Annotated in this window: 17 protein-coding genes and 1 pseudogene; 15 read left to right on the forward strand and 3 right to left on the reverse strand. The window is 74.1% G+C overall.

What is annotated here, in order from left to right; all coding sequences use genetic code 11:
- Nucleotides 1-772: 772 nt before the first annotated feature.
- The 6 genes from GEV43_RS30305 to GEV43_RS30330 all read left to right on the forward strand — a co-directional run bounded on the left by GEV43_RS30305 (nucleotide 773) and on the right by GEV43_RS30330 (nucleotide 6,901).
- Nucleotides 773-3,946, forward strand: coding sequence for a nitrate- and nitrite sensing domain-containing protein (locus GEV43_RS30305; RefSeq protein ID WP_160823599.1), 3,174 nt, complete (start codon nucleotides 773-775; stop codon nucleotides 3,944-3,946).
- Nucleotides 3,907-4,284: a hypothetical protein gene (locus GEV43_RS30310; RefSeq protein ID WP_160823600.1), complete on the forward strand. Its 378-nt coding sequence runs from the start codon at nucleotides 3,907-3,909 to the stop codon at nucleotides 4,282-4,284. The genes GEV43_RS30305 and GEV43_RS30310 overlap by 40 nt, the downstream gene beginning before the upstream one ends.
- A 46-nt stretch (nucleotides 4,285-4,330) precedes the next feature.
- On the forward strand, nucleotides 4,331-4,777 hold the full coding sequence (locus GEV43_RS30315; RefSeq protein WP_160823601.1) for a roadblock/LC7 domain-containing protein: 447 nt from the start codon (nucleotides 4,331-4,333) through the stop codon (nucleotides 4,775-4,777).
- Nucleotides 4,778-4,816: 39 nt separating this feature from the next.
- Nucleotides 4,817-5,320, forward strand: a complete 504-nt coding sequence (locus tag GEV43_RS30320; RefSeq protein ID WP_160823602.1) for a DUF742 domain-containing protein — start codon at nucleotides 4,817-4,819, stop codon at nucleotides 5,318-5,320.
- Between the two features lie 49 nt (nucleotides 5,321-5,369).
- The gene (locus GEV43_RS30325; RefSeq protein WP_160824871.1) at nucleotides 5,370-5,990 is read left to right on the forward strand and encodes an ATP/GTP-binding protein; all 621 of its coding nucleotides are present in this window, start codon (nucleotides 5,370-5,372) and stop codon (nucleotides 5,988-5,990) included.
- Nucleotides 5,991-6,124: 134 nt separating this feature from the next.
- Nucleotides 6,125-6,901 carry an SGNH/GDSL hydrolase family protein gene (locus GEV43_RS30330; RefSeq protein ID WP_160823603.1) on the forward strand — a complete coding sequence of 259 codons (777 nt, stop codon included), beginning with the start codon at nucleotides 6,125-6,127 and terminating at the stop codon, nucleotides 6,899-6,901.
- 28 nt (nucleotides 6,902-6,929) lie between these two features.
- Here GEV43_RS30330 and GEV43_RS30335 read toward each other — a convergent pair whose 3' ends face one another.
- On the reverse strand, nucleotides 6,930-7,466 hold the full coding sequence (locus GEV43_RS30335; protein ID WP_160823604.1) for an STAS domain-containing protein: 537 nt from the start codon (nucleotides 7,464-7,466) through the stop codon (nucleotides 6,930-6,932).
- A 273-nt stretch (nucleotides 7,467-7,739) separates the two neighbouring features.
- On the opposite strand from GEV43_RS30335, the gene GEV43_RS51415 reads away from it, so the two are divergent.
- The gene (locus GEV43_RS51415) at nucleotides 7,740-8,168 is read left to right on the forward strand and encodes a hypothetical protein (RefSeq protein WP_241683098.1); all 429 of its coding nucleotides are present in this window, start codon (nucleotides 7,740-7,742) and stop codon (nucleotides 8,166-8,168) included.
- 1,682 nt (nucleotides 8,169-9,850) lie between these two features.
- Nucleotides 9,851-11,287 (forward strand): annotated as a pseudogene (locus GEV43_RS51420) (AAA family ATPase); the annotation flags it as partial.
- Nucleotides 11,288-11,473: 186 nt separating this feature from the next.
- Here the strand turns inward: GEV43_RS51420 and GEV43_RS55285 are convergent.
- Nucleotides 11,474-13,558 carry an ATP-binding cassette domain-containing protein gene (locus tag GEV43_RS55285; protein WP_309240054.1) on the reverse strand — a complete coding sequence of 695 codons (2,085 nt, stop codon included), beginning with the start codon at nucleotides 13,556-13,558 and terminating at the stop codon, nucleotides 11,474-11,476.
- Between the two features lie 158 nt (nucleotides 13,559-13,716).
- On the opposite strand from GEV43_RS55285, the gene GEV43_RS51430 reads away from it, so the two are divergent.
- From GEV43_RS51430 to GEV43_RS30365, 7 genes are all read left to right on the forward strand, one after another.
- Nucleotides 13,717-14,001 (forward strand): hypothetical protein, encoded by a 285-nt coding sequence (locus GEV43_RS51430; protein ID WP_160823606.1) that lies wholly within the window; start codon nucleotides 13,717-13,719, stop codon nucleotides 13,999-14,001.
- A 164-nt stretch (nucleotides 14,002-14,165) separates the two neighbouring features.
- The gene (locus GEV43_RS51435) at nucleotides 14,166-14,858 is read left to right on the forward strand and encodes an LCP family protein (RefSeq protein WP_241683099.1); all 693 of its coding nucleotides are present in this window, start codon (nucleotides 14,166-14,168) and stop codon (nucleotides 14,856-14,858) included.
- A 60-nt stretch (nucleotides 14,859-14,918) separates the two neighbouring features.
- Nucleotides 14,919-15,242, forward strand: a complete 324-nt coding sequence (locus tag GEV43_RS30355; RefSeq protein WP_241683100.1) for a hypothetical protein — start codon at nucleotides 14,919-14,921, stop codon at nucleotides 15,240-15,242.
- 113 nt (nucleotides 15,243-15,355) lie between these two features.
- Nucleotides 15,356-15,511, forward strand: a complete 156-nt coding sequence (locus GEV43_RS47010; RefSeq protein ID WP_164717154.1) for a hypothetical protein — start codon at nucleotides 15,356-15,358, stop codon at nucleotides 15,509-15,511.
- Nucleotides 15,512-15,685: 174 nt separating this feature from the next.
- Complete coding sequence (locus GEV43_RS47015; protein WP_164717216.1) at nucleotides 15,686-15,841, forward strand: hypothetical protein; 156 nt, start codon at nucleotides 15,686-15,688, stop codon at nucleotides 15,839-15,841.
- An 82-nt stretch (nucleotides 15,842-15,923) separates the two neighbouring features.
- Nucleotides 15,924-16,409 (forward strand): glutathione peroxidase, encoded by a 486-nt coding sequence (locus tag GEV43_RS30360; RefSeq protein ID WP_160823607.1) that lies wholly within the window; start codon nucleotides 15,924-15,926, stop codon nucleotides 16,407-16,409.
- Between the two features lie 221 nt (nucleotides 16,410-16,630).
- Nucleotides 16,631-17,548, forward strand: coding sequence for an oxidoreductase (locus GEV43_RS30365; RefSeq protein WP_160823608.1), 918 nt, complete (start codon nucleotides 16,631-16,633; stop codon nucleotides 17,546-17,548).
- A gap of 32 nt (nucleotides 17,549-17,580) precedes the next feature.
- Here GEV43_RS30365 and GEV43_RS30370 read toward each other — a convergent pair whose 3' ends face one another.
- The gene (locus tag GEV43_RS30370) at nucleotides 17,581-18,135 is read right to left on the reverse strand and encodes a methylated-DNA--[protein]-cysteine S-methyltransferase (RefSeq protein ID WP_160823609.1); all 555 of its coding nucleotides are present in this window, start codon (nucleotides 18,133-18,135) and stop codon (nucleotides 17,581-17,583) included.
- Between the last annotated feature and the right edge of the window lie 230 nt (nucleotides 18,136-18,365).

Below are 18,365 nucleotides of genomic sequence, written 5' to 3' on the forward strand. Positions count from 1 at the left end.
GAGCGCCCGATCCCGGCAGCGGACAATAGCGCAGACTGGGACCGATCCGCATGACCTGGGATGATCCAGACATGGGCGACGAGCGATCATGCTAGAACTCCGCACCCTGCCTGGGGAAGGGGCGGCTTCCATCCACCGGACGCGGGCGGCCCCGGCGCCGCCGGACGTCCGGCGGACGGCCCGGCGCGGGCGCCCGGCGACCTGCGAAAACCCCCTAGTCAAGGGACTATGTATCGAATGGGATTCGAAATAGCGGTGACTGAATGGAGGGGAATGGTCGCACCCCGGTCACCGTACGGTCGCCTGGAGTCGTTTTTCGGCAACGGTTCCGTAACGGGGCCGAGATACGAGCGTGTTTCTTTCGGGGCGTGGCCCTTTCGGGACTCTCTGTGGCGACTTTCGACAGGACAAATCGGTCAAAAACGGACATCAAGGGACGAAAATAATCTCGGTTCCGGCTAAGATCACGAATAATTCGTTCTCTTTGCAGCGGGTCCTCCTGATGTGCTGCAATGTCGGGCGCAGTGGAGGGACGGCGGGCAAGACGCGCATAGCGGACGGCCCTCGACCAGCCGATACGCCGCCGGATCCAGACCGCCGGCACGGCACTGTAAGTGAGAGGGTGTAAACGCCAAGTGCGCACGCAACCGGGCGATCAAGAGCGGGAGGCTCCTGCGGTGGAGGGGCCGCCGCCCGACTCCGGCGAACGGCCCCCGCGAGCGCGGAGGGGAACCGCGGGGGAACGAGGCGGCTGCGCCTGCGCAACTGGCGCGTGCTCGCCCGGCTCGTGGCCCTGATCGTGATCCCGACCGCCGTCGCGCTCGCGTTCGGCGGCCTGCGGGTCGTCTCGGCCAGCTCCGACGCCGAGACCTACAGCCGGGTCGAACGGCTCACCGGCCTCGGCGGCGACATCACCGGGCTGGTGCACGAGCTCGGCGCCGAGCGCGACCTGTCCGCCGGCTACATCGCCGCCGGCCGGCCCGCCTCCAACAAGGCGCGCGTCCAGGCCCAGTACGCCAAGGTCGACCAGGCCGCCGCGGACGTCCGGCGGGACGCGACCGGGGTCGCCGACGCCTACGGCGGCAAGGTCGCCACCGACGCCCGCGCGGTCGTCAACCGCCTCGACGGGATCGCGGCGCTCCGCTCGCTCACCATGGCGCGCGTCCCGCAGGACACCGTCATCGACAAGTACAGCGAGGCGCTGGGCGAGATCATCACGTTCCTGGACGGCATGGCGGAAGGCTCCGCCGGCCAGGACCTCGCCGAGGGCACCCGGGCGCTCGCCGCGCTCTCGCGGGCTAAGGAGCAGGCGTCGCGGCAGCGCGCCGTCCTGTTCGCCGCCGCGATCGACGGGCACCTCAACTCGGCCGACCTCACCCTGCTGCTGGAGGCGCGGGCGCAGCAGAACGGCTACCTCGCCGCGTTCCGCGACGCCGCCACGCTCCAGCAGCGCCAGGAGTACGACGACACCGTCACCGGCCGCGACGTCGACCAGGCCAACGAGATGCGCGAGCGCGCGCTGTCGTTCGGCGTCACCGGGATCGGCACGGCGGGCAGCCGCCTCGATCTCGACCCGAAGTACCGGCGCGACTCCGAGCCCTGGCGCAAGGCCATGACCGAGTCCATCGACAAGATGCGCACCGTCCAGGAGCATCTCGGCGACGACCTCGTCGCGCAGGCCGGGCGGGAGAAGAAGGACGCGCAGCAGACCGCGCTCCTCCAGGGCGCCGGTGTCGGGCTCGTGCTGCTGCTCGTGCTGCTGCTGACGTTCGTCGTGGCCCGCTCGCTCGTCCGCCCGCTGCGCCGGCTCCAGGAGGGCGCGCTGGAGGTGGCCGGCACCCGGCTGCCGGGGCTGGTCGACCGGCTGCGCGATCCCGAGGCCGCCGCGGGCGGCATCGAGGTCGAGCCGATCGACATCGACTCCACCGACGAGATCGGCCAGGTCGCGCGGGCGTTCGACGAGGTCCACCGCGAGGCGGTGCGGCTCGCGGCCGACGAGGCGGTCCTGCGCGGCAACATCAACGCGATGTTCGTCAACCTGTCGCGCCGCAGCCAGTCGCTCATCGAACGCCAGCTCAAGCTGATCGAGGACCTGGAGCAGAGCGAGCGCGACGAGGAGCAGCTCGCCAACCTGTTCCGCCTCGACCACCTCGCGACCCGCATGCGCCGCAACTGCGAGAACCTCCTCGTCCTCGGCGGCCAGGACCAGGCCAGGCGCTGGAACCAGCCCGTCCCGCTCATCGACGTCGTGCGCGCCTCCCTGTCGGAGGTCGAGCAGTACGAGCGGGTCGCACTGCGCGTCCAGGGCGACATGACCGTCGTCGGCCCGGTCGTCAACGACCTGGTGCACCTGCTCGCCGAGCTGGTCGAGAACGCCACCGCGTTCTCCAACGAGAACACCAAGGTCACCGTCTCCGGTCAGCTCCTCAGCGGCGGCGGCGCGATGCTCCAGATCACCGACAACGGCGTGGGGATGCCCGCCGACGAGCTGGAGCAGGCCAACTGGCGCCTCGCGAACCCGCCGGTCATCGACTTCTCCGCGGCCCGCCGCATGGGCCTGTTCGTGGTCGGCCGCCTCGCCGTCCGGCACGGCATCCGCGTCGAGCTGCGCGCGGCGCAGGGCGGCGGCCTCACCGCGTTCGTGGTGCTGCCCGACGCGGTGGTCACCCCCGCCGAGGGCGGCGGCATCGGCGGGCGCGGTTTCGGCGGCCGGGAGGCGTCGCTCGGCGGCGGCTCCGCCCCGCTCGCGTCCCTCACCGCCGTGGCCGACCCGCCCGCGATCGGCGCGGGCGGCGCGTTCCGCCAGCCGGACGCCCCCGACGAGTACGGCACCGGCGGGCACCCGATGTTCGGCGCGACGGGCGGCCAGCCCGTCCTCGGCTCGGGCGCCACCGGCGGCCACCGCGCGTTCAGCGACACTGGCGGCCACCGCGGCGTGAACGACACGGGCGGCCACCGCAACCTGAACGACACCGGCGCCCACCGCGGGCTGAACGACACCGGGAGCCACCGCGCGCCGAACGACAGCGGCGCGTACCGCGGCCTCAACGACACCGGCGGCCACCGCGGCGTGAACGACACCGGAAGCCACCGGAACCCGAACGACACCGGCGGGCAGCGCGCGTTCAACGACACCGGCGGGCACGCCGGCATCGGCGACACCGGCGGCCACCGCGACCTGAACGACAGCGGCGCGTACCCGGGCCTGAACGACACCGGCGGCCGCCCCGGCCTCGGCGGGCCGGGCGCGCCGGGCGGGGCCACCGGGCCGTTGCGCCCCCTGCGGGGCGGCACGGGTCCGCAGCCGGCCTTCGGGGAACGGGTCCGCAGCCGCCCGTCGGCGACACGGGGCCGCGGCAGCGGTTCGGCCGCGACAGCGGCTCGCTGCCCGCCGTCGGCGGGACGGGCCCGCTGCCCGCCGTCCCCCCGCAGGGCGAACCGCCGCACCGCGACCAGGACGCGCCGCAGGGCCGCCTCGACGACCTGCCCGTCCGCGAGCCGGGCGCGCAGCTTCCGGGCCGTCCCTTCAGCGGAGGCGGCGAGGCCCACGACGGCCCGAACGGGTTCTTCGACCCCGCCGGGCGGCAGACGGGCGCGCAGCCGGCCGTGCCCGAGGCGCAGCCCGCGGTCCCCGAGCCGCGGCGGCCCGCGCCCGAGGCCAACGCGCGGCAGCGGCCCACCTGGGAGACCGGCCCGCTGGAGCAGGTGCCCGCCGAGCCGGCGCCCGAGGAGCCCGCGCCGCGCAGGCCGGCACCGAGGGACGAGCCGTCCGCACGGGACGACGCCGCGCGCGCCGGGCAGGCCGCGCAGGCGGCGCGCGCCCAGCGGGGCGGGCAGGGACAGGAGGGGCCGCGCCGCGTGCCGGAGCGGTCGCCCATTTTCGACGCGATGCAGTCGGAGTGGTTCATGCGCCGGACGGGAGACGGGTCGCCGGAGGACCCGGTGAAGGGCTGGGAGTCGGCGGCCGACGCCGGCTTCCGCGCCGCCGAGGCCGCCACCAGGGAACCGGTGACGGACAAGCGGACGGCCGCGGGCCTGCCCAAGCGGGTGCCGGGCAAGAACCGCGTGCCGGGAGCGGTCGCCGCCCAGACGCCGCAGGCCAGGGGCCAGGGCGCCCAGGCGCCGGGGCAGGCCGCCGCGCCGCAGCGGCAGGCGCAGGGCCGGCAGGGCGGGCCCGCGCCGCAGCAGCCCCGGGCCAGTCGGCCGATCTCGTACGCAATCGTTTCGCGAGCTTGCAGCGCGGCGTCTACCGGGGTCGCACCGAGACCCGCGGTGGAGGCATGACAGGTGACGTGCCGTCGCAGGACGACGGCGAGACAGGAGGCACCCGGTGAGCGGGCAGGATCTCAACTGGCTGGTGACGAACTTCGCCGATCGTGTCCCGAAGGTCGCGCACGCCGTCGTGGTCTCCTCGGACGGACTCCCGATGGCGTACTCCTCCGGCTTCCCGCCGGAGCGCGCCGACCAGCTCTCGGCGATCGCGTCGGGGCTGATGAGCCTCACCCAGGGCGCGGCGAAGATCTTCGACGCGGGCGGCGTGAACCAGACCGTCGTGGAGATGGACCGCGGGCTGCTGTTCGTGATGGCCATCACCAACGGCTCGGTGTTCGCGGTGCTGGCCGCCCCGGACTGCGACCTCGGCCTCGTCGCGTACGAGATGACCCTGCTGGTGGAGCGGGTCGGGAGGGTGCTGACGCCCGCGCTGCGGGGCGCCGAGCAGCCGCCGTACGGAGGCCCGCCGGTGCCCGAGATGGGCGCGGGACCCGCCCGGTTCTGACCGACTTTGATCTGACTGACTCTGACGGAGGTCGGCGAGATGGATCGAGGCAGTCCTTACGGTTCCGGTCCGGGAGGGCGGGGACGGTGGCCGGGCGACCCGCAGGTCCGCCCGCCCGCGCAGGGGCAGCCGGGGCAGGGGCAGCCGGGGGCGGCGCCGGGGCAGGGCCGGCCCCCCGGCGGCCCGCCGCCGGGGGAGGGGTCCGACACCAGCTCCCTCGTGCGCCCGTACGCCGTGACCGGCGGGCGGACCAAGCCGCGCTACGACCTGGCGATCGAGGCCCTGGTCACCGCGGCGCCGTACCCGCCGCGCGACGTGGCGATGCTGACGCCCGAGTACCGGGCGATCATGGATCTGTGCCGTTCCGCCCGGTCGGTCGCCGAGGTCTCGGCCCTGCTGCGCCTTCCCCTCGGGGTGGCCCGGGTGCTCGTCGCCGACATGGCCCTGGAGGGTCTGCTGCGGCTGCACCAGTCGCGTCCCGCCGGCGCCCAGCCGGACCTTCGCCTGCTAGAAAGGGTTCTCAGTGGCCTTCGGAAGCTCTGACCAGGTTCCGGGCGCGGGCCCGTCCGGCCCCTCCGGACCGGACGCCGAGCTGACCTCGGTCAAGATCGTGGTCGGCGGGGGCTTCGGCGTCGGCAAGACGACCTTCGTGGGGTCGGTCTCGGAGATCATGCCGCTCACCACCGAGGCGGTGATGACGGCGGCGAGCGCCGACGTGGACGACCTGTCGGCCGTCCCGGACAAGACGACCACCACGGTGGCGATGGACTTCGGCCGCGTGTCGCTCGACAGCGAGCTGATCCTCTACCTGTTCGGCACGCCGGGACAGCACCGGTTCTGGTTCATGTGGGACGACCTGGTGCGCGGCGCGATCGGCGCGGTCGTGCTGGTCGACACGCGGCGGCTCGCCGACTGCTTCGCGGCGGTCGACTACTTCGAGGAGCTCGGCCTGCCGTTCGTCGTCGGGGTGAACGGGTTCCACGGCGAGTTCCAGTACGCGGTGGACGACATCCGCGAGGCGCTGTCGATCAGCGCGCACGTGCCGATCATCCAGTGCGACGCGCGCAGCCGCGAGTCGACCAAGCAGGTGCTCATCCATCTCGTCCAGCACGCGATGACGATCCACTCGGTCCAGCCCGCCCCCGCCGCGCAGCCGCCCGCCCCGGGCGCCCCCGGCGGCCCGCTCGGCACCACCTCGCCCAGCTGGACCTGACCCGCCCCGGCCCGTGACACGCCGCCGGACCCGGCTCCGCCGCCGGGTTCCGGTGGGCTACGGTCGCGTAGGGATGTGTGCACGATGCATCATTAAGTCGCGTGACCGAGACAGAGTCAGTACGAGGGGTTGCGATGGACGAATTGGAGCGGATCTCCACGTACGTGGCGATCGGCGACAGCTTCAGCGAGGGGCTGAACGATCCCTACCCGGACGAGCCGGACCGCTTCCGCGGCTGGGCCGACCGCCTGGCCGAGCTCCTGGCCGAGCGGAGCCCGGGCCTGCGGTACGCTAACCTCGCCGTGCGCGGCAAGCTCCTACGGCAGGTCGTGGACGACCAGGTCCCCCGGGCGGTCGAGCTGGATCCCGACCTGGTGACGTTCTGCGCCGGCGGCAACGACATGATCCGTCCGGGCGCCGACCCGGACGCGCTGGCGGTCGTGTTCGACGACGCGGTGCGGCGGCTGCGCGCCACCGGCGCCCGGGTGGTGATCTTCACGGGGTTCGACACCCGCGGGCTGCGCACCGGCGGGCGCATCCGCGGCAAGGCCGCCACGTACAACATGCACCTGCGGGCGATCGCCGACCGGCGCGGCTGCACCGTGGTGGACCTCTGGTCCGCGACGATCTTCAACGATCCGCGGGCCTGGTACGAGGACCGGCTGCACCTGTCCTCGGAGGGCCACCGGCGGATGGCGCTGCGCGTCGCCGAGACGATCGGGCTCCCCGTGAAGGAGAGCTGGCACGAGCCGTGGCCGCCGCTGGACGCCCGGCCCGACTGGCTGACGATGCGCCGCGAGGACCTCTACTGGGCCCGCGCGTACCTGCTCCCGTGGATCGGCCGCCGCGCGACGGGCCGCTCCTCCGGCGACGGCCGAGGCCCCAAGCGCCCCACGGCGCTCCCGCTGTAGCCACGGCCGTGTTGATCGAAGCCCCGGCCTAGGACACCCGCCTAGGGCTCGCGTCCTGAACGTTCCTTTGTGAGTGCTTGCCCATGCACGTCCGCCCCCGGCCTGTGGCCGGAGGCGGACGTTCGGGCTCTGCGCCTCCGTTCGACGGGGCTTGGGACGAGGGTTCAGATCGGCGGGCGGAGGCCGTCGGGGGAGGGACGGCCCTCGTTCGCGGGGCGGTCGGGGGACGGGCGGCCAGGGCCTCGTCGATCGAGCCGACGACGGTCATGCGGCGGTGCAGGCCGGTGACCTCCAGGGTGCGGCGGACGATGGGCTGCGGGCCCGCGAGGGTCAGGCTGCCGCCCGCCTCGGTCGCGGCCTTGTAGCAGGCGACGATGACCGACAGGCCTTGGGAGTCCATGAACTCCAGGCCCTCCAGGTCGAGGATCACGTGGTCGCCGTGCGCCTGCCTGGCGGCGCGGAGCCGCCGGCGCAGGTCGTCGGCGGCGGCGATATCGAGCTCGCCGCGCAGCCGCACGACGGTGTGCCCGTCGTGCGCGCGGGCGGTGACTTCCAGTGGTGGCACGGGGGGTTCCCCTCATGTGTCGAGGCGCGCCCCCCGGGCGTCCGGGGGATGCTTTCCATTCGACAACTATCCCGGAGTCGGGGCCCCGTGCCAAGCGGATCGCGCACCCTCGCCCGGCGGCGCGGGACGGGCGCGGGGACGGGCGCGCAGGGTCGCGCGACCCGGTGCGCGCAGGGGGTGCGGGATCGGCGCGCGAGAAGGGTGTGCCTGATCGCGCCGAGTCGTAGGGTGCTTGCCAGACGTGATGTCGAACGTAGGAGAAGGACCTCTCAGGTGAGCGCACCCCGGCTGCCGGAACACCTCGAACTGCTCCTGACCGACGAGCCCGTCCTGGACGTGTACGCGCACGGTCCGTGGCGGGTCCCCGACGGGCTGTACGAGGAGCTGCGCGAGCGCGCGATGGAGTACAACCGGGATCCGCGCGCGGTGGTGCTGACCAGGCAGCTCAACGACTTCTACGGCCCCGAGACCAGTGCGGCGGGCGCCGAGCAGTGGTCGCTGCTGACGTTCCTGCTCGGCGCGTCGGCGGTGCGCGGCGGGTCGCGGGCGACGTCGACTACGAGCTGCTGTCGGAGTTCCTCGCCACGCCCGAGTCGGCCGTGCGGGACCCGTCGGCGTGGTTCACCCAGGGCGGCCGGTGGCGGCCGCCGGGCCTGTGGCTGCCCGAGCCCGCGGGCAACGACCGCACGCGCCGCGAGCTGATGTTCGACCTCGCCCGCGCGGGGCTCGACGTCTTCGACGGGCTCGTTCCGCTGGAACGGCGCCGCCGCGCGCTCGCGGGCCTCTACGACCGCAGGGCGGGCGACCCCGGCCTGCGCGAACAGGACCTGGCCGTTCCGCACGAACGGCTGGAGGAGACGTGGCTGGCCGGGCTGACGGACGCCGAGCTGGGCGTCCTGCCCGAGTTCGCCGGGCCCGTCGGCTACCTGTCATGGGTGTGCGGCGGGCTCGACGCCGCGCACGAGCGGCTCGCCGCGACGGTCGAGGACGGCGACGACGCGGACGTCGCGTTCGCGCGGCTGCTCCTCGCGGCGGACGTCCCGGTCGTTCCCGCCGAGATGGCCGTCGTGCTCGGCACCGCCCGCTACGAGAATGTGGCCGATCGGGTACGCGCGCTGCGCGGCGGGTTCTCCGCCGAGCCGTGGCAGCACGAGCTGCGCGCGTGGCTGGCGCGCGGCCTGGTCGCGGGCGAGGCCGACGCGTGCCGCGCGTGGCTCGACATGGCCGTGCGGTTCACCGGCGCCGCGCAGGGCCTGCCGGAACCCGCCGTGAGCCCGCGCTGCCGGGTGCCGGTGCGCGCGTTCCAGCTCGACCTGCGGCGGCTGTTCACCGCCCGCCGGATCGTCAACCCGCTGGCGGGCGAGCTCGCCGCGAGGTCCGGCGCGGACGAGGCGGGCGCCGGCGCCGAGGGGCGTTCCGGAGCGGACGAGTCGGGGCCGGCCGCGGCGCCCGGCGGCGGGCGGGACGAGGCCGTCGCGAAGGTGCTCGTCGGGCAGCCCGAGCTGACCCGCGCCGTCCAGGACGCCCTGGCCGCCCGCGTCTCGGGCGAACGGCCCGTACGGCTGCTCATCGCGGGTCCCGAGGGCACGGGCAAGGGCACGGCCGCCGAGATCCTCGAACGCCGCCTCACCGACCACGGCGCGATCCGCGAGGCCGCGTGGATCTCCGACCAGGTGTTCGCGGCGCTCAGCGTCAGCGACGCGGTGCTGTGGCTCCAGGGCCGCGTGCGCGACTGCCTGGACGCGCGGCTGCTGCTGGTCGTCGACGACCTGGAGAAGCTGGTCACCTACGAGCGGTGCGGCCCGGCGGCGGTCGAGGAGCTGCGCCGGCTGATGGCGCGCTCGCCCGGCCTGGACGTCGTCGCGCTCTGCCGCCCCGGCGGCGACCGGCGGCTGTTCGACGCCAACCCGGCGCTCGTCCGCGCGTTCGACGTGACCCGCACCCGCGACTTCGGCGAGGACGACTTCGGCGAGCTGTTCGCCCGCGCCGCCGCGCGCCGCGGCGCGTCCGTCCCGGACGAGGTCGCCGCGACGGCGGGCGTGCTGCTGTCCCGCACGCCGCCGCTGCTCAACCTGCGCGGCGCCCGCCTCGTCGAGCACCTCGCGGCGCAGAGCACCGCCGCCGCGCAGGCCCGCCTCGCCGCCTTCCGCCGCGCCGACCGGGCCGCCACCGCGGAGGCCGGGGAGGACGCGGCGCACGCGGCCGCGCCCGGCCTGGAGATCACCGTGGCGGACCTGCCGCAGCGGCTCATCTCCGGGCGCGCCGCCGGGACCGACGACCCGCGCGCCGAACTCGCGGCGTGCGCCGGGATCGAACCGGTCAAGCGGGAGGTGGAGGCGCTGGTCGCCGAGGCCCGCGCCGTCCGGCTCCGGCGCGAGGCGGGCATGGCCGTCGCGGCGCGCCCCCGGCACCTGGTGTTCGCGGGCAACCCCGGGACCGGCAAGAGCAAGGTCGCGCGCATCCTCGGCCGCATCTACGCCGACCTCGGCGTCCTGTCGTCCGGCCACCTGATCGAAGTGGACCGCGCCGACCTGATGGGCGAGTACACCACCGAGAGCACCCTCAAGGTCCGGCGCGCCGTCGAACGCGCCCTCGGCGGCGTCCTGGTCGTCCGCGACGCGCACGCGCTCGCCGCGGCCGACGCCGCGCGGGGCCGCGAGGTGCTGGACGTGCTGACCACCGTGCTCCAGTCGCACCCCGACGACCTGGTCGCCGTCCTGACCGGCCCCGAGGCGGAGCTGAACGGGCTGCTGAAGTCGTCCGGCGACCTCGCCGCGCTGTTCCCGCGCACGGTGCGCTTCCCCGACCTCACCGACGAGGAGCTGGTCGAGGTGTTCGCGGGCAAGGCCGCCGACGCGGGGTTCGCGCTGGCGCCCGGCGTGCTCGACAAGCTGCGCGGGCTCGCCGCCGCCGCGCCCCGCGACCGCGGCTTCGCCAACGCCCGCATCATGATCAACCTGCTGGACCGGGCCGTCGCCAACCAGGGCCGCCGCGTGCTCGCCGACGGCGTCGTGGACGAGACCGAGTCGCTGGACGAGCTGCTGCTGGAGGACGTCCCCGACACGCTCGCGCCCGCCCGCGAGGGCGTGCCCGGCGACCCGCTCGCCGAGGTCGACCGGCTGATCGGGCTCGACACGGTCAAGGCGGAGGTCGCCGCGCTCGTCGCCGAGGCCCGCGCCGAGCAGATGCGGCGCGACGCCGGGGTGCCGCTCGCGTCCCCGACGCGGCACATGGTGTTCATGGGCAACCCGGGCACCGCCAAGACCACCATCGCCCGCCTGGTCGCGGCCGTGTACGCCCAGCTCGGCCTGCTGTCGTCCGGCCACCTGGTCGAGGTCACCCGCGCCGACCTGGTCGCCGAGTTCATCGGCCAGACCGCCCCGAAGGTGCGCGCCGCCGTCGAGCGCGCGCTCGGCGGCGTGCTGTTCGTGGACGAGGCGTACGCGCTGGCCGGCACCGGCGGCGACCAGCGCGACTTCGGCTACGAGGCGGTCGCCGAACTGCTGAAGCTCATGGAGGAGCACCGCAACGACCTGGTCGTCATCGTCGCCGGGTACGACGCGGAGATGGAGCGCTTCCTGACGTCCAACCCGGGGCTCGACTCGCGCTTCCCGAAGGTCCTGCGGTTCCCGGACTACTCGGCCGACGAGCTCGTGACGATCTTCGAGCACATGGCGACGACCGCCGGGTTCGCCCTCGCCGACGGCGTCGCGGACGCCGTGCGGCGCCGGATGGCCGCCCATCCGCGCGGCGCGTCGTTCGGCAACGCCCGCCTGATCCGCAACCTGCTCGACGCCGCGGTCGCCCGCCAGGCCCAGCGCATCACCGCCGCCCACGACGCGGCCCCGGCGGCGTCGAGCCCGCCGAGGTGCGGATGCTGCGCCCCGAGGACCTCCCCGACGCGACCTCCCACCCCCAGGACGAGAACGGCTTCGGCCCGTACATCTGATCCTCGCGCCCGCGGGCCCGGCCAGGCGGGCGCGGTGGCCCGGGGGGCTGCCCGCGCGTCAGGCGGGCTCGGTGGAGGCCGCCTCCGGCGACGCGGGGTCAGGGGAGGTGCGGTAGGCGGCGGCCTGGAGGGAGTAGAGCTCGGCGTAGAGGCCGCCGAGCGCCATCAGCCGCGCGTGGTCGCCCTCCTCGATCACCCGGCCGTGCTCCAGCACGTAGATGCGGTCGGCGTGCCGGACGCTCGCCAGCCGGTGCGTGATCAGCAGGACCGTACGGCCGTCGGCGTGCGTGCGGATCCGCTCGAACAGGTGGTGCTCGGCCCGCGCGTCCAGCGCGGCCGTCGGCTCGTCGCAGATCAGCAGCGGCGCGTCCCGGAAGAACCCCCGCGCGACCGCGAGCCGCTGCCACTGCCCGCCCGACAGCTCCGCGCCGCCCTCGAAGCGCCGGTCGAGCAGCGTGTCGTACCCCCGCGCCAGCCCCGCCACGACCTCGTCGGCCCCGGACGCCCGCGCCGCCGCCAACATCCCGTCCTCCCCGCCGCCCTCCGCGGTCCCATCCACGCCCGCCCCGCCACCGTCCATGCCCGCTTTTTCTCGGGTGGGGGAGGTGGGGTGGCGGCCCATGGTGATGTTCTGGCGGGCGGTCATGGGCCAGTGGGTGTACTCCTGGGCGATGACGGCGACCGAGTCCCAGACCCGGTGGGGGTCGACCGTGCTCAGCGGGACGTCGTCCCAGCGGACCTCGCCGGCGTCCGGGTCGTACAGCCCGGCCATGATCTTGGCGAGGGTGGTCTTGCCCGAGCCGTTCTCGCCGACGAGCGCGACGACCTCGCCGCGCCGCACCTCCAGCGAGATCCCGTTCAGCGACGGCCGCTCCGCGGCCGGGTAGGTGAACGCGACGTCCTCGACCGTGATCACCTCGAAGTCGCGCGGCGGCCCGGCCGGCGGCGCGCCGGGCGAGGGCAGCGCGCGCCGCGGCACCCGCGCCTCGGCCGCCTCGCAGAACCCCAGGTAGTCGCCGAAGTACAGGCCCTCCTCGTAGCAGTGGTTGACCGCGAACACCAGGTTCGTCAGGGACGTCTGCCCGCTGCGGATGGCGATGACGGCGGTGCCCGCGACCGCCAGCGGCAGCGCCCCCGCCCACAGCATCAGGCCGAGCGAGGTGTACATGCCGCCCATCGCCACGCCCTTGAGCGCGGCCCCCACGACCCGCGTGATCGTCTGCCGCCGCGCCAGGTCGAGCTGGACCTCGCGCTGGTACGCGGCGAACCGGTCGTACTCCCCGAGCAGGAAGCCGCGCATGGTGAACGAGCGGATCTCGGCCGCGTGCCGCCGGTCGGCCATCAGGTCCGACAGGATCCACTTGCGCCGCAGCACCGCGACCAGCGCGAGGTCGGTCATGTACTCCATCCGGGCCGTCCGCACCGACGCCCAGCCCTCCGGCAGCGCGGTCAGCAGCAGCAGCGGCAGCAGGAGCGGATGCAGCAGCCCGAGCGTTCCGGCCGCGGCGACGAGGCCCACCGCGCCGGTCAGCACGTCCACCGCGTACTGGACGAGCCTCGGCGCGGCCGCCATGCCCCGTGTCTGCGCCCGCCGCAGCTCGTCCAGGAACGCCGAGTCGTCCAGCGCGGCCAGGTGCACCGCCGTCGTCGCCTCGTACAGCCGCAGCTCGACGAGCCGCTGGACCTGGGGCTCCAGCCGGGACTGCGCCCAGCCCGCGCCCGCCTGGAGCCCCGCCCGCAGGCCCGCCGCGGCGGCGACCAGCGCCAGCGCGGGCAGCGCGGCCCGCACCCGGCCCGGCGTCGGGCCCCCGCTGAACAGCGCCGTGAGCACCCCGGTCGTCGCCAGCAGCCCGAACGCGGTGAACATGCCCGCCGCGAGGTTCAGCGCGATCGTCACGGTCGTGTCGGCCCGGCTCGCCCGCCACGCCAGCCGCGCCGAGCGGGCGATCACCGACGGCAGCCTCCGCGCCATCGTCCGCATGCTGGTCTCGGCCAGCTCGCCCGTCCGCGCCGTCCACATGTGCACGGTCAGCTCGGGCAGCCCCGCGTCCGCCGCGCCCGGGGCGCCGGGCCCTGCCCCGCGCGGGCCGCGCTCCTTCCCGAGGAGGAGGACGGCCCTCAGGAAACGTCGTCCGAAAGTCATCCGCCGCCCTTCGCCCGTACGTACCACCCACGGGCAGTGTGCGCCGCAGGGAGGACGGTTTGGAGGGCGAACGTCACATAGCGTGGTGATTTGGAGCTGTGGACAATCATGCGCCGGATGGACGCGGGCCGCGGCCCGCTTTGTCTAAGGTCTACGGCATGACCGACGGCTGGCCGGAAGGCCGGACACGACAGGAGGGCGGCCGCGTGGCCCGCAGCAGGCACGACTCCGCACCGGCGGAGTACCCGCACGGCTACGAACGGGATCCGTACGGCGGCGGGGACCAGCTCGCCGGGTACGGGAACGACCCGTACGGCGGCGGGGACCAGCCCCCGCGCAGGGGCGCCGCCGCCGGCGCCGCTGGCCGAAGATCGTCGGGATCCTCGTCGCGCTGCTGCTCCTGGTCACCGTCGGCGGCTACTTCTGGCTGGACTCCCGGCTGAAGCGCGAGTCGGTCCTGGAGGACTACCCGGGCCGGGTCGCCGACACGCCCGGCACCAACTGGCTGATCGTCGGTTCCGACAGCCGCGAGGGGCTGTCCAAGGACCAGCGCGACAAGTTCGCCACCGGCAAGGCCGAGGGCCGCCGCACCGACTCGATGATGCTCATGCACTACGGCGAGGGCGGGACGAGCCTGATCAGCCTGCCGCGCGACTCGTACGTCCCGATCCCGGGGCACGGGTCCAACAAGCTCAACGCCGCGTTCGCGTTCGGCGGGCCGAAGCTGCTCGTGCAGACCGTCGAGAAGGCCACCGGCGTGCACATCGACCACTACGCCGAGATCGGGTTCAGCGGCTTCGTCGGCGTCGTGGACGCCATCGGCGGCGTGGACATCTGCGTCAAGCGGCCGATGAAGGACCACAAGGCGGGCATCGACCTCCAGCCCGGCTGCCAGAACATGAGCGGCGGAACGGCCCTCGGCTACGTCCGCACCCGCGCCTCCGCCCGCGCCGACCTCGACCGGATCGAGCACCAGCGCCAGTTCTTCGGCGCGCTGATGAAGAAGGCCACGGGCCCGGGGGTGCTGCTCAACCCGTTCCGGAGCATCCCCCTGGCCACCAACGCCACCAGCAACTTCATCGTGGACAACGGCGACCACCTCTACGACCTGGTCCGCATGATGTGGGCGATGAAGGGCGTCAGCGGCGGCGACGGCGTGACCGCCGCCGTCCCGATCGGCGGCACCGGCTCCTCGGCCGCCGCCGGGTCGTACATCACCTGGGACCGGAGCAAGGCGGCCCGGCTGTTCGACGCGCTCAAGTCCGACCGCGAGATCCCGCAGGACGTCATCACCAAGTGACCCCGCCGAACGGGCCCCGGCCGCGCGCCGGGGCCCGTCCGCGTTCGTTAGAGTCGGGACATGCCCGACGCGACTCCTGACACGACGCCCGGCGCCTCCGGGCCCGGCGCGGACGACCTCGACTCCCTGTCCTCCAAGGAACTCCACGACCGGGCGATGGCCAAGGCCAGGGAACGGCGCGACATCGGCTTCCTCTGGGACCTGCTGCGCGCCATCCCCGCTGCCGCCGCGGCCACCGGGGAGACCGACCGCGCCCAGTTCGACCTGCTCCACGGCCTGTCCCTGCTGGACGAGTTCACGCACGCGGGGAGAGCGACCTCGCCGACGAGCTCAGGCCCCTCTACATCACCTACCTGGCCGACGACGCCCGCTCGTGACTCGTGACTCGAACACTTCCCTCCCGGTGACCTGACCGTCTCTTTGAGCACCTTTGATCTGCGCGCGCCCGCCCTGGGGAATTACGGTAGGTAGGCAATTGAGCGCAGAGGGTGGGGGACGTGAACAAGAAACATGTGAAACTGGCCGCGATGGCATTCGTGGCCTGGTATGTCATCAGCAGGCCCGAGGGCGCCGCGACTCTCGTCAGCAACGCTCTCGGCAGCCTTGGGGGCGCCGCCGAGTCGCTGTCCACGTTCGTGAGCGCCATCCCCTGAGGGGGGCGGCACCGCGGGCCCCGTACCTCCATCGGGTGCGGGGCTCCTTCGCGCGTACCGCCATCAAGCGCTGGCCCCGCCGTCACAGTAAAATCCCGCTTTGCGAGCACCAGCAGATGGGCACAATTGGATCGGGTCAATGTGTCGCTGCGCTACTACAGGGACGGCGTTCGGATGAAGAAGAACCTCCGCTATGTGGCCATCGCCTTCGTCATCTTCTACTTGCTGAGCTCACCCCGGGATGCGGCCAATGTCGTCAACAACGCGTTCGACCAGTTGGCGAACGCGGGCAACCAGGTTGCGGCCTTCGTGAACGCCTTGGGCACCTGACCCGGGCGCGCCGGCCCCGCGCGGGGAGATCCGCCCTCCTCGGGCCGGTGGCGGACGGCGGCGATCTTCTAGGATCGACCGCATGTCTGTCTACGACGTAGAGATCGATGGTCTGCGGGGCGGGTCCGCGGACCTGGAGCAGTACCGGGGCAAGGCCGTGCTCGTCGTCAACGTCGCCTCCAAGTGCGGCCTGACCCCGCAGTACTCCGGGCTCGAACGGCTCCAGGAGACGTACGCCGCGCGCGGCTTCACCGTCCTCGGCGTTCCCTGCAACCAGTTCATGGGCCAGGAGCCGGGCACCCCGGAGCAGATCGCCGAGTTCTGCTCGGCGACCTACGGGGTGACCTTCCCCATGACCGAGAAGGTGGAGGTCAACGGCGACAACCGGCATCCGCTCTACCAGGGCCTGGTGGGCACGCCGGACGCCGAGGGCCACACCGGCGACATCCGCTGGAACTTCGAGAAGTTCCTGATCGCGCCCGACGGCACGGTCGCGGCGCGGTTCGCGCCGCAGACCGAGCCGGAGTCGGACGAGGTCACCTCCGCCATCGAGAAGAACCTTCCCTGACCCCGTCTTCCGACCCCGCCCACCTGCCCGGTCCGCCGCGTGGGTGGGCGGCCTCCCCGGCGCCCTGACCGCTTGCGGCCGCCCCGCCGCGGACCGGCCGCCCCGCCGGGACGGGCGCGGGCGCGGAGTGTGGGCCGCGACACACCCGGCCGGATGGCTTGTCGCTATTCGATGGCCCGTCTAGTTTGGGTCATCGAGTCATGACGCGACGGAGGTGGCCCATGGGCGGCTGGACGGCGGCCGACATTCCCGACCTGCACGGACGGCGGGCGATCGTCACCGGGGCCAACAGCGGGATCGGCTACCACACCGCGCTCCAGCTCGCCCGGCGCGGCGCGGCCGTGGTGCTGGCCTGCCGCAGCGCCGAGCGCGGCCAGGCCGCGTACGACCGCGTCACCGCCGCCGTGCCGGACGGCGACGTCACGCTCGGCTCGCTCGACCTCGCCGACCTCGGGTCCGTGCGGGCGTTCGCCGCCCGCCACTCCGGCGCGCCGCTCGACATCCTCGTCAACAACGCGGGCGTGATGGCCCTGCCGCGCCGTACGACCGCCGACGGGTTCGAGATGCAGTTCGGCACCAACCACCTCGGCCACTTCGCGCTCACGGGCCTGCTGCTGCCCGCCCTGCTGGCCGCGTCCGCGCCCCGCGTCGTCACCGTCACGAGCGGCCTCGCCTGGATGGGCCGGATGCGCTTCGACGACCTCCAGGGCGAGCGGCGCTACTGGAAGTGGGCCGCGTACGGGCAGGCCAAGCTCGCCAACCTGATCTTCACCAAGGAGCTGGCCCGCCGGGAGCCCGGCCTGCTCAGCGTCGCCGCCCACCCCGGCTACGCCGCCACCAACCTCCAGCACGCGGGCCCGCGGATGGAGGGCAACAAGCTGATGGACCGCGCGGTCGCCTTCGGCAACGTCCTGATCGCGCAGCCCGCCACGGCCGGCGCCCTGCCCTCCCTCTACGCCGCGACCGCGCCCGGCGTGCAGAACGGGGCGTGCTACGGCCCCCGCGGCCTCCAGACCCGCGGCGCCCCCGCGAAGGTGGTGATGCCGCCCCAGGCGGCCAAGCCGGAGCTGGGCCGCCGCCTCTGGGAGGTCTCCGAGTCCCTCACCGGCGTGACGTACGCCGCCCCCGCCAACCCCTGACCCCGCCGAACGGCCCGGCCTCGGCCCGCGGGTCAGCGGGGTTGGTCGGGACCCTGGTCGGGGGACCAGTCGAGGGTGGCGGGGAGTGCGCCCTCCAGGGTGAGCAGCCAGCGCTTGACCTCGACGCCGGAGCCGCCGCTGTAGCCGCCGAGGCCGTTGGCGGCGACGACGCGGTGGCAGGGGACGATGAGCGGGATCGGGTTGGCTCCCATGACCTGGCCGATGACCTGGGCGTGGACGCCGGTGCCGCTGCGGTCGCCGAGCTCGCCGTAGGTGACGGTCCTGCCGTACGGGACGGTCTCGTAGAGGGTGCTCAGGACCTCGCGGTGGACGGGCGGGACCAGGCGCCAGTCGATGGGCAGCCCGAACGGGCCCGTGTCGCCCTTGAAGTAGCCGGCGACGGCGTTCAGCGGGGTGTCGAGGCGGGCCGGGTCGTCCACGACGGGCAGACCGGCCGCCTTGGCCGCGCGGGCGCGGCCGCCGGGGGTGTCGCGGAACGTCAGGCAGGCGACGCCGGTCTCGGTGGCGCCGACCAGGAGGCGGCCGAGCGGCGTGTCGGCCGTGCCGAACGCGAGGGTGTCAGTCAACGGTGCTCCTTCCGATGCTCAGCTTGGCAGCGGTGTCCGACATTCCAACACCGGCGGCCGACGGACGGTTGCGGCCCCCGCCGCGGGATGCGGCGATGGCGGCGGCCATCGGGACGTCCAGGGGGCGGTCGCGATGGCCGGGAGAGCGCCCCAGGACAGCGCGGTGACGATCGCGCCCGCGGCACCGCCGCCGACCGCGACGGCCATCGAGACGACCAGGGGGCGGTCGC

The organism is Actinomadura sp. J1-007 (assembly GCF_009793335.1).
In the GTDB taxonomy this organism is placed as follows: domain Bacteria; phylum Actinomycetota; class Actinomycetes; order Streptosporangiales; family Streptosporangiaceae; genus Spirillospora; species Spirillospora yumaensis.

Excerpts from the sequence above, each read along its gene's own strand:
- GEV43_RS55285 (WP_309240054.1), bottom strand. The coding sequence starts at position 13,558 with ATGACTTTCGGACGACGTTTCCTGAGGGCCGTCCTCCTCCTCGGGAAG.
- GEV43_RS30355 (WP_241683100.1), top strand. The coding sequence starts at position 14,919 with ATGCCCGACGCGACTCCTGACACGACGCCCGGCGCCTCCGGGCCCGGC.
- GEV43_RS30330 (WP_160823603.1), top strand. The coding sequence starts at position 6,125 with ATGGACGAATTGGAGCGGATCTCCACGTACGTGGCGATCGGCGACAGC.
- GEV43_RS30365 (WP_160823608.1), top strand. The coding sequence starts at position 16,631 with ATGGGCGGCTGGACGGCGGCCGACATTCCCGACCTGCACGGACGGCGG.
- GEV43_RS30310 (WP_160823600.1), top strand. The coding sequence starts at position 3,907 with ATGCGCCGGACGGGAGACGGGTCGCCGGAGGACCCGGTGAAGGGCTGG.
- GEV43_RS51435 (WP_241683099.1), top strand. The coding sequence starts at position 14,166 with ATGCACTACGGCGAGGGCGGGACGAGCCTGATCAGCCTGCCGCGCGAC.
- GEV43_RS30360 (WP_160823607.1), top strand. The coding sequence starts at position 15,924 with ATGTCTGTCTACGACGTAGAGATCGATGGTCTGCGGGGCGGGTCCGCG.
- GEV43_RS30320 (WP_160823602.1), top strand. The coding sequence starts at position 4,817 with ATGGATCGAGGCAGTCCTTACGGTTCCGGTCCGGGAGGGCGGGGACGG.
- GEV43_RS51430 (WP_160823606.1), top strand. The coding sequence starts at position 13,717 with ATGACCGACGGCTGGCCGGAAGGCCGGACACGACAGGAGGGCGGCCGC.
- GEV43_RS47015 (WP_164717216.1), top strand. The coding sequence starts at position 15,686 with ATGAAGAAGAACCTCCGCTATGTGGCCATCGCCTTCGTCATCTTCTAC.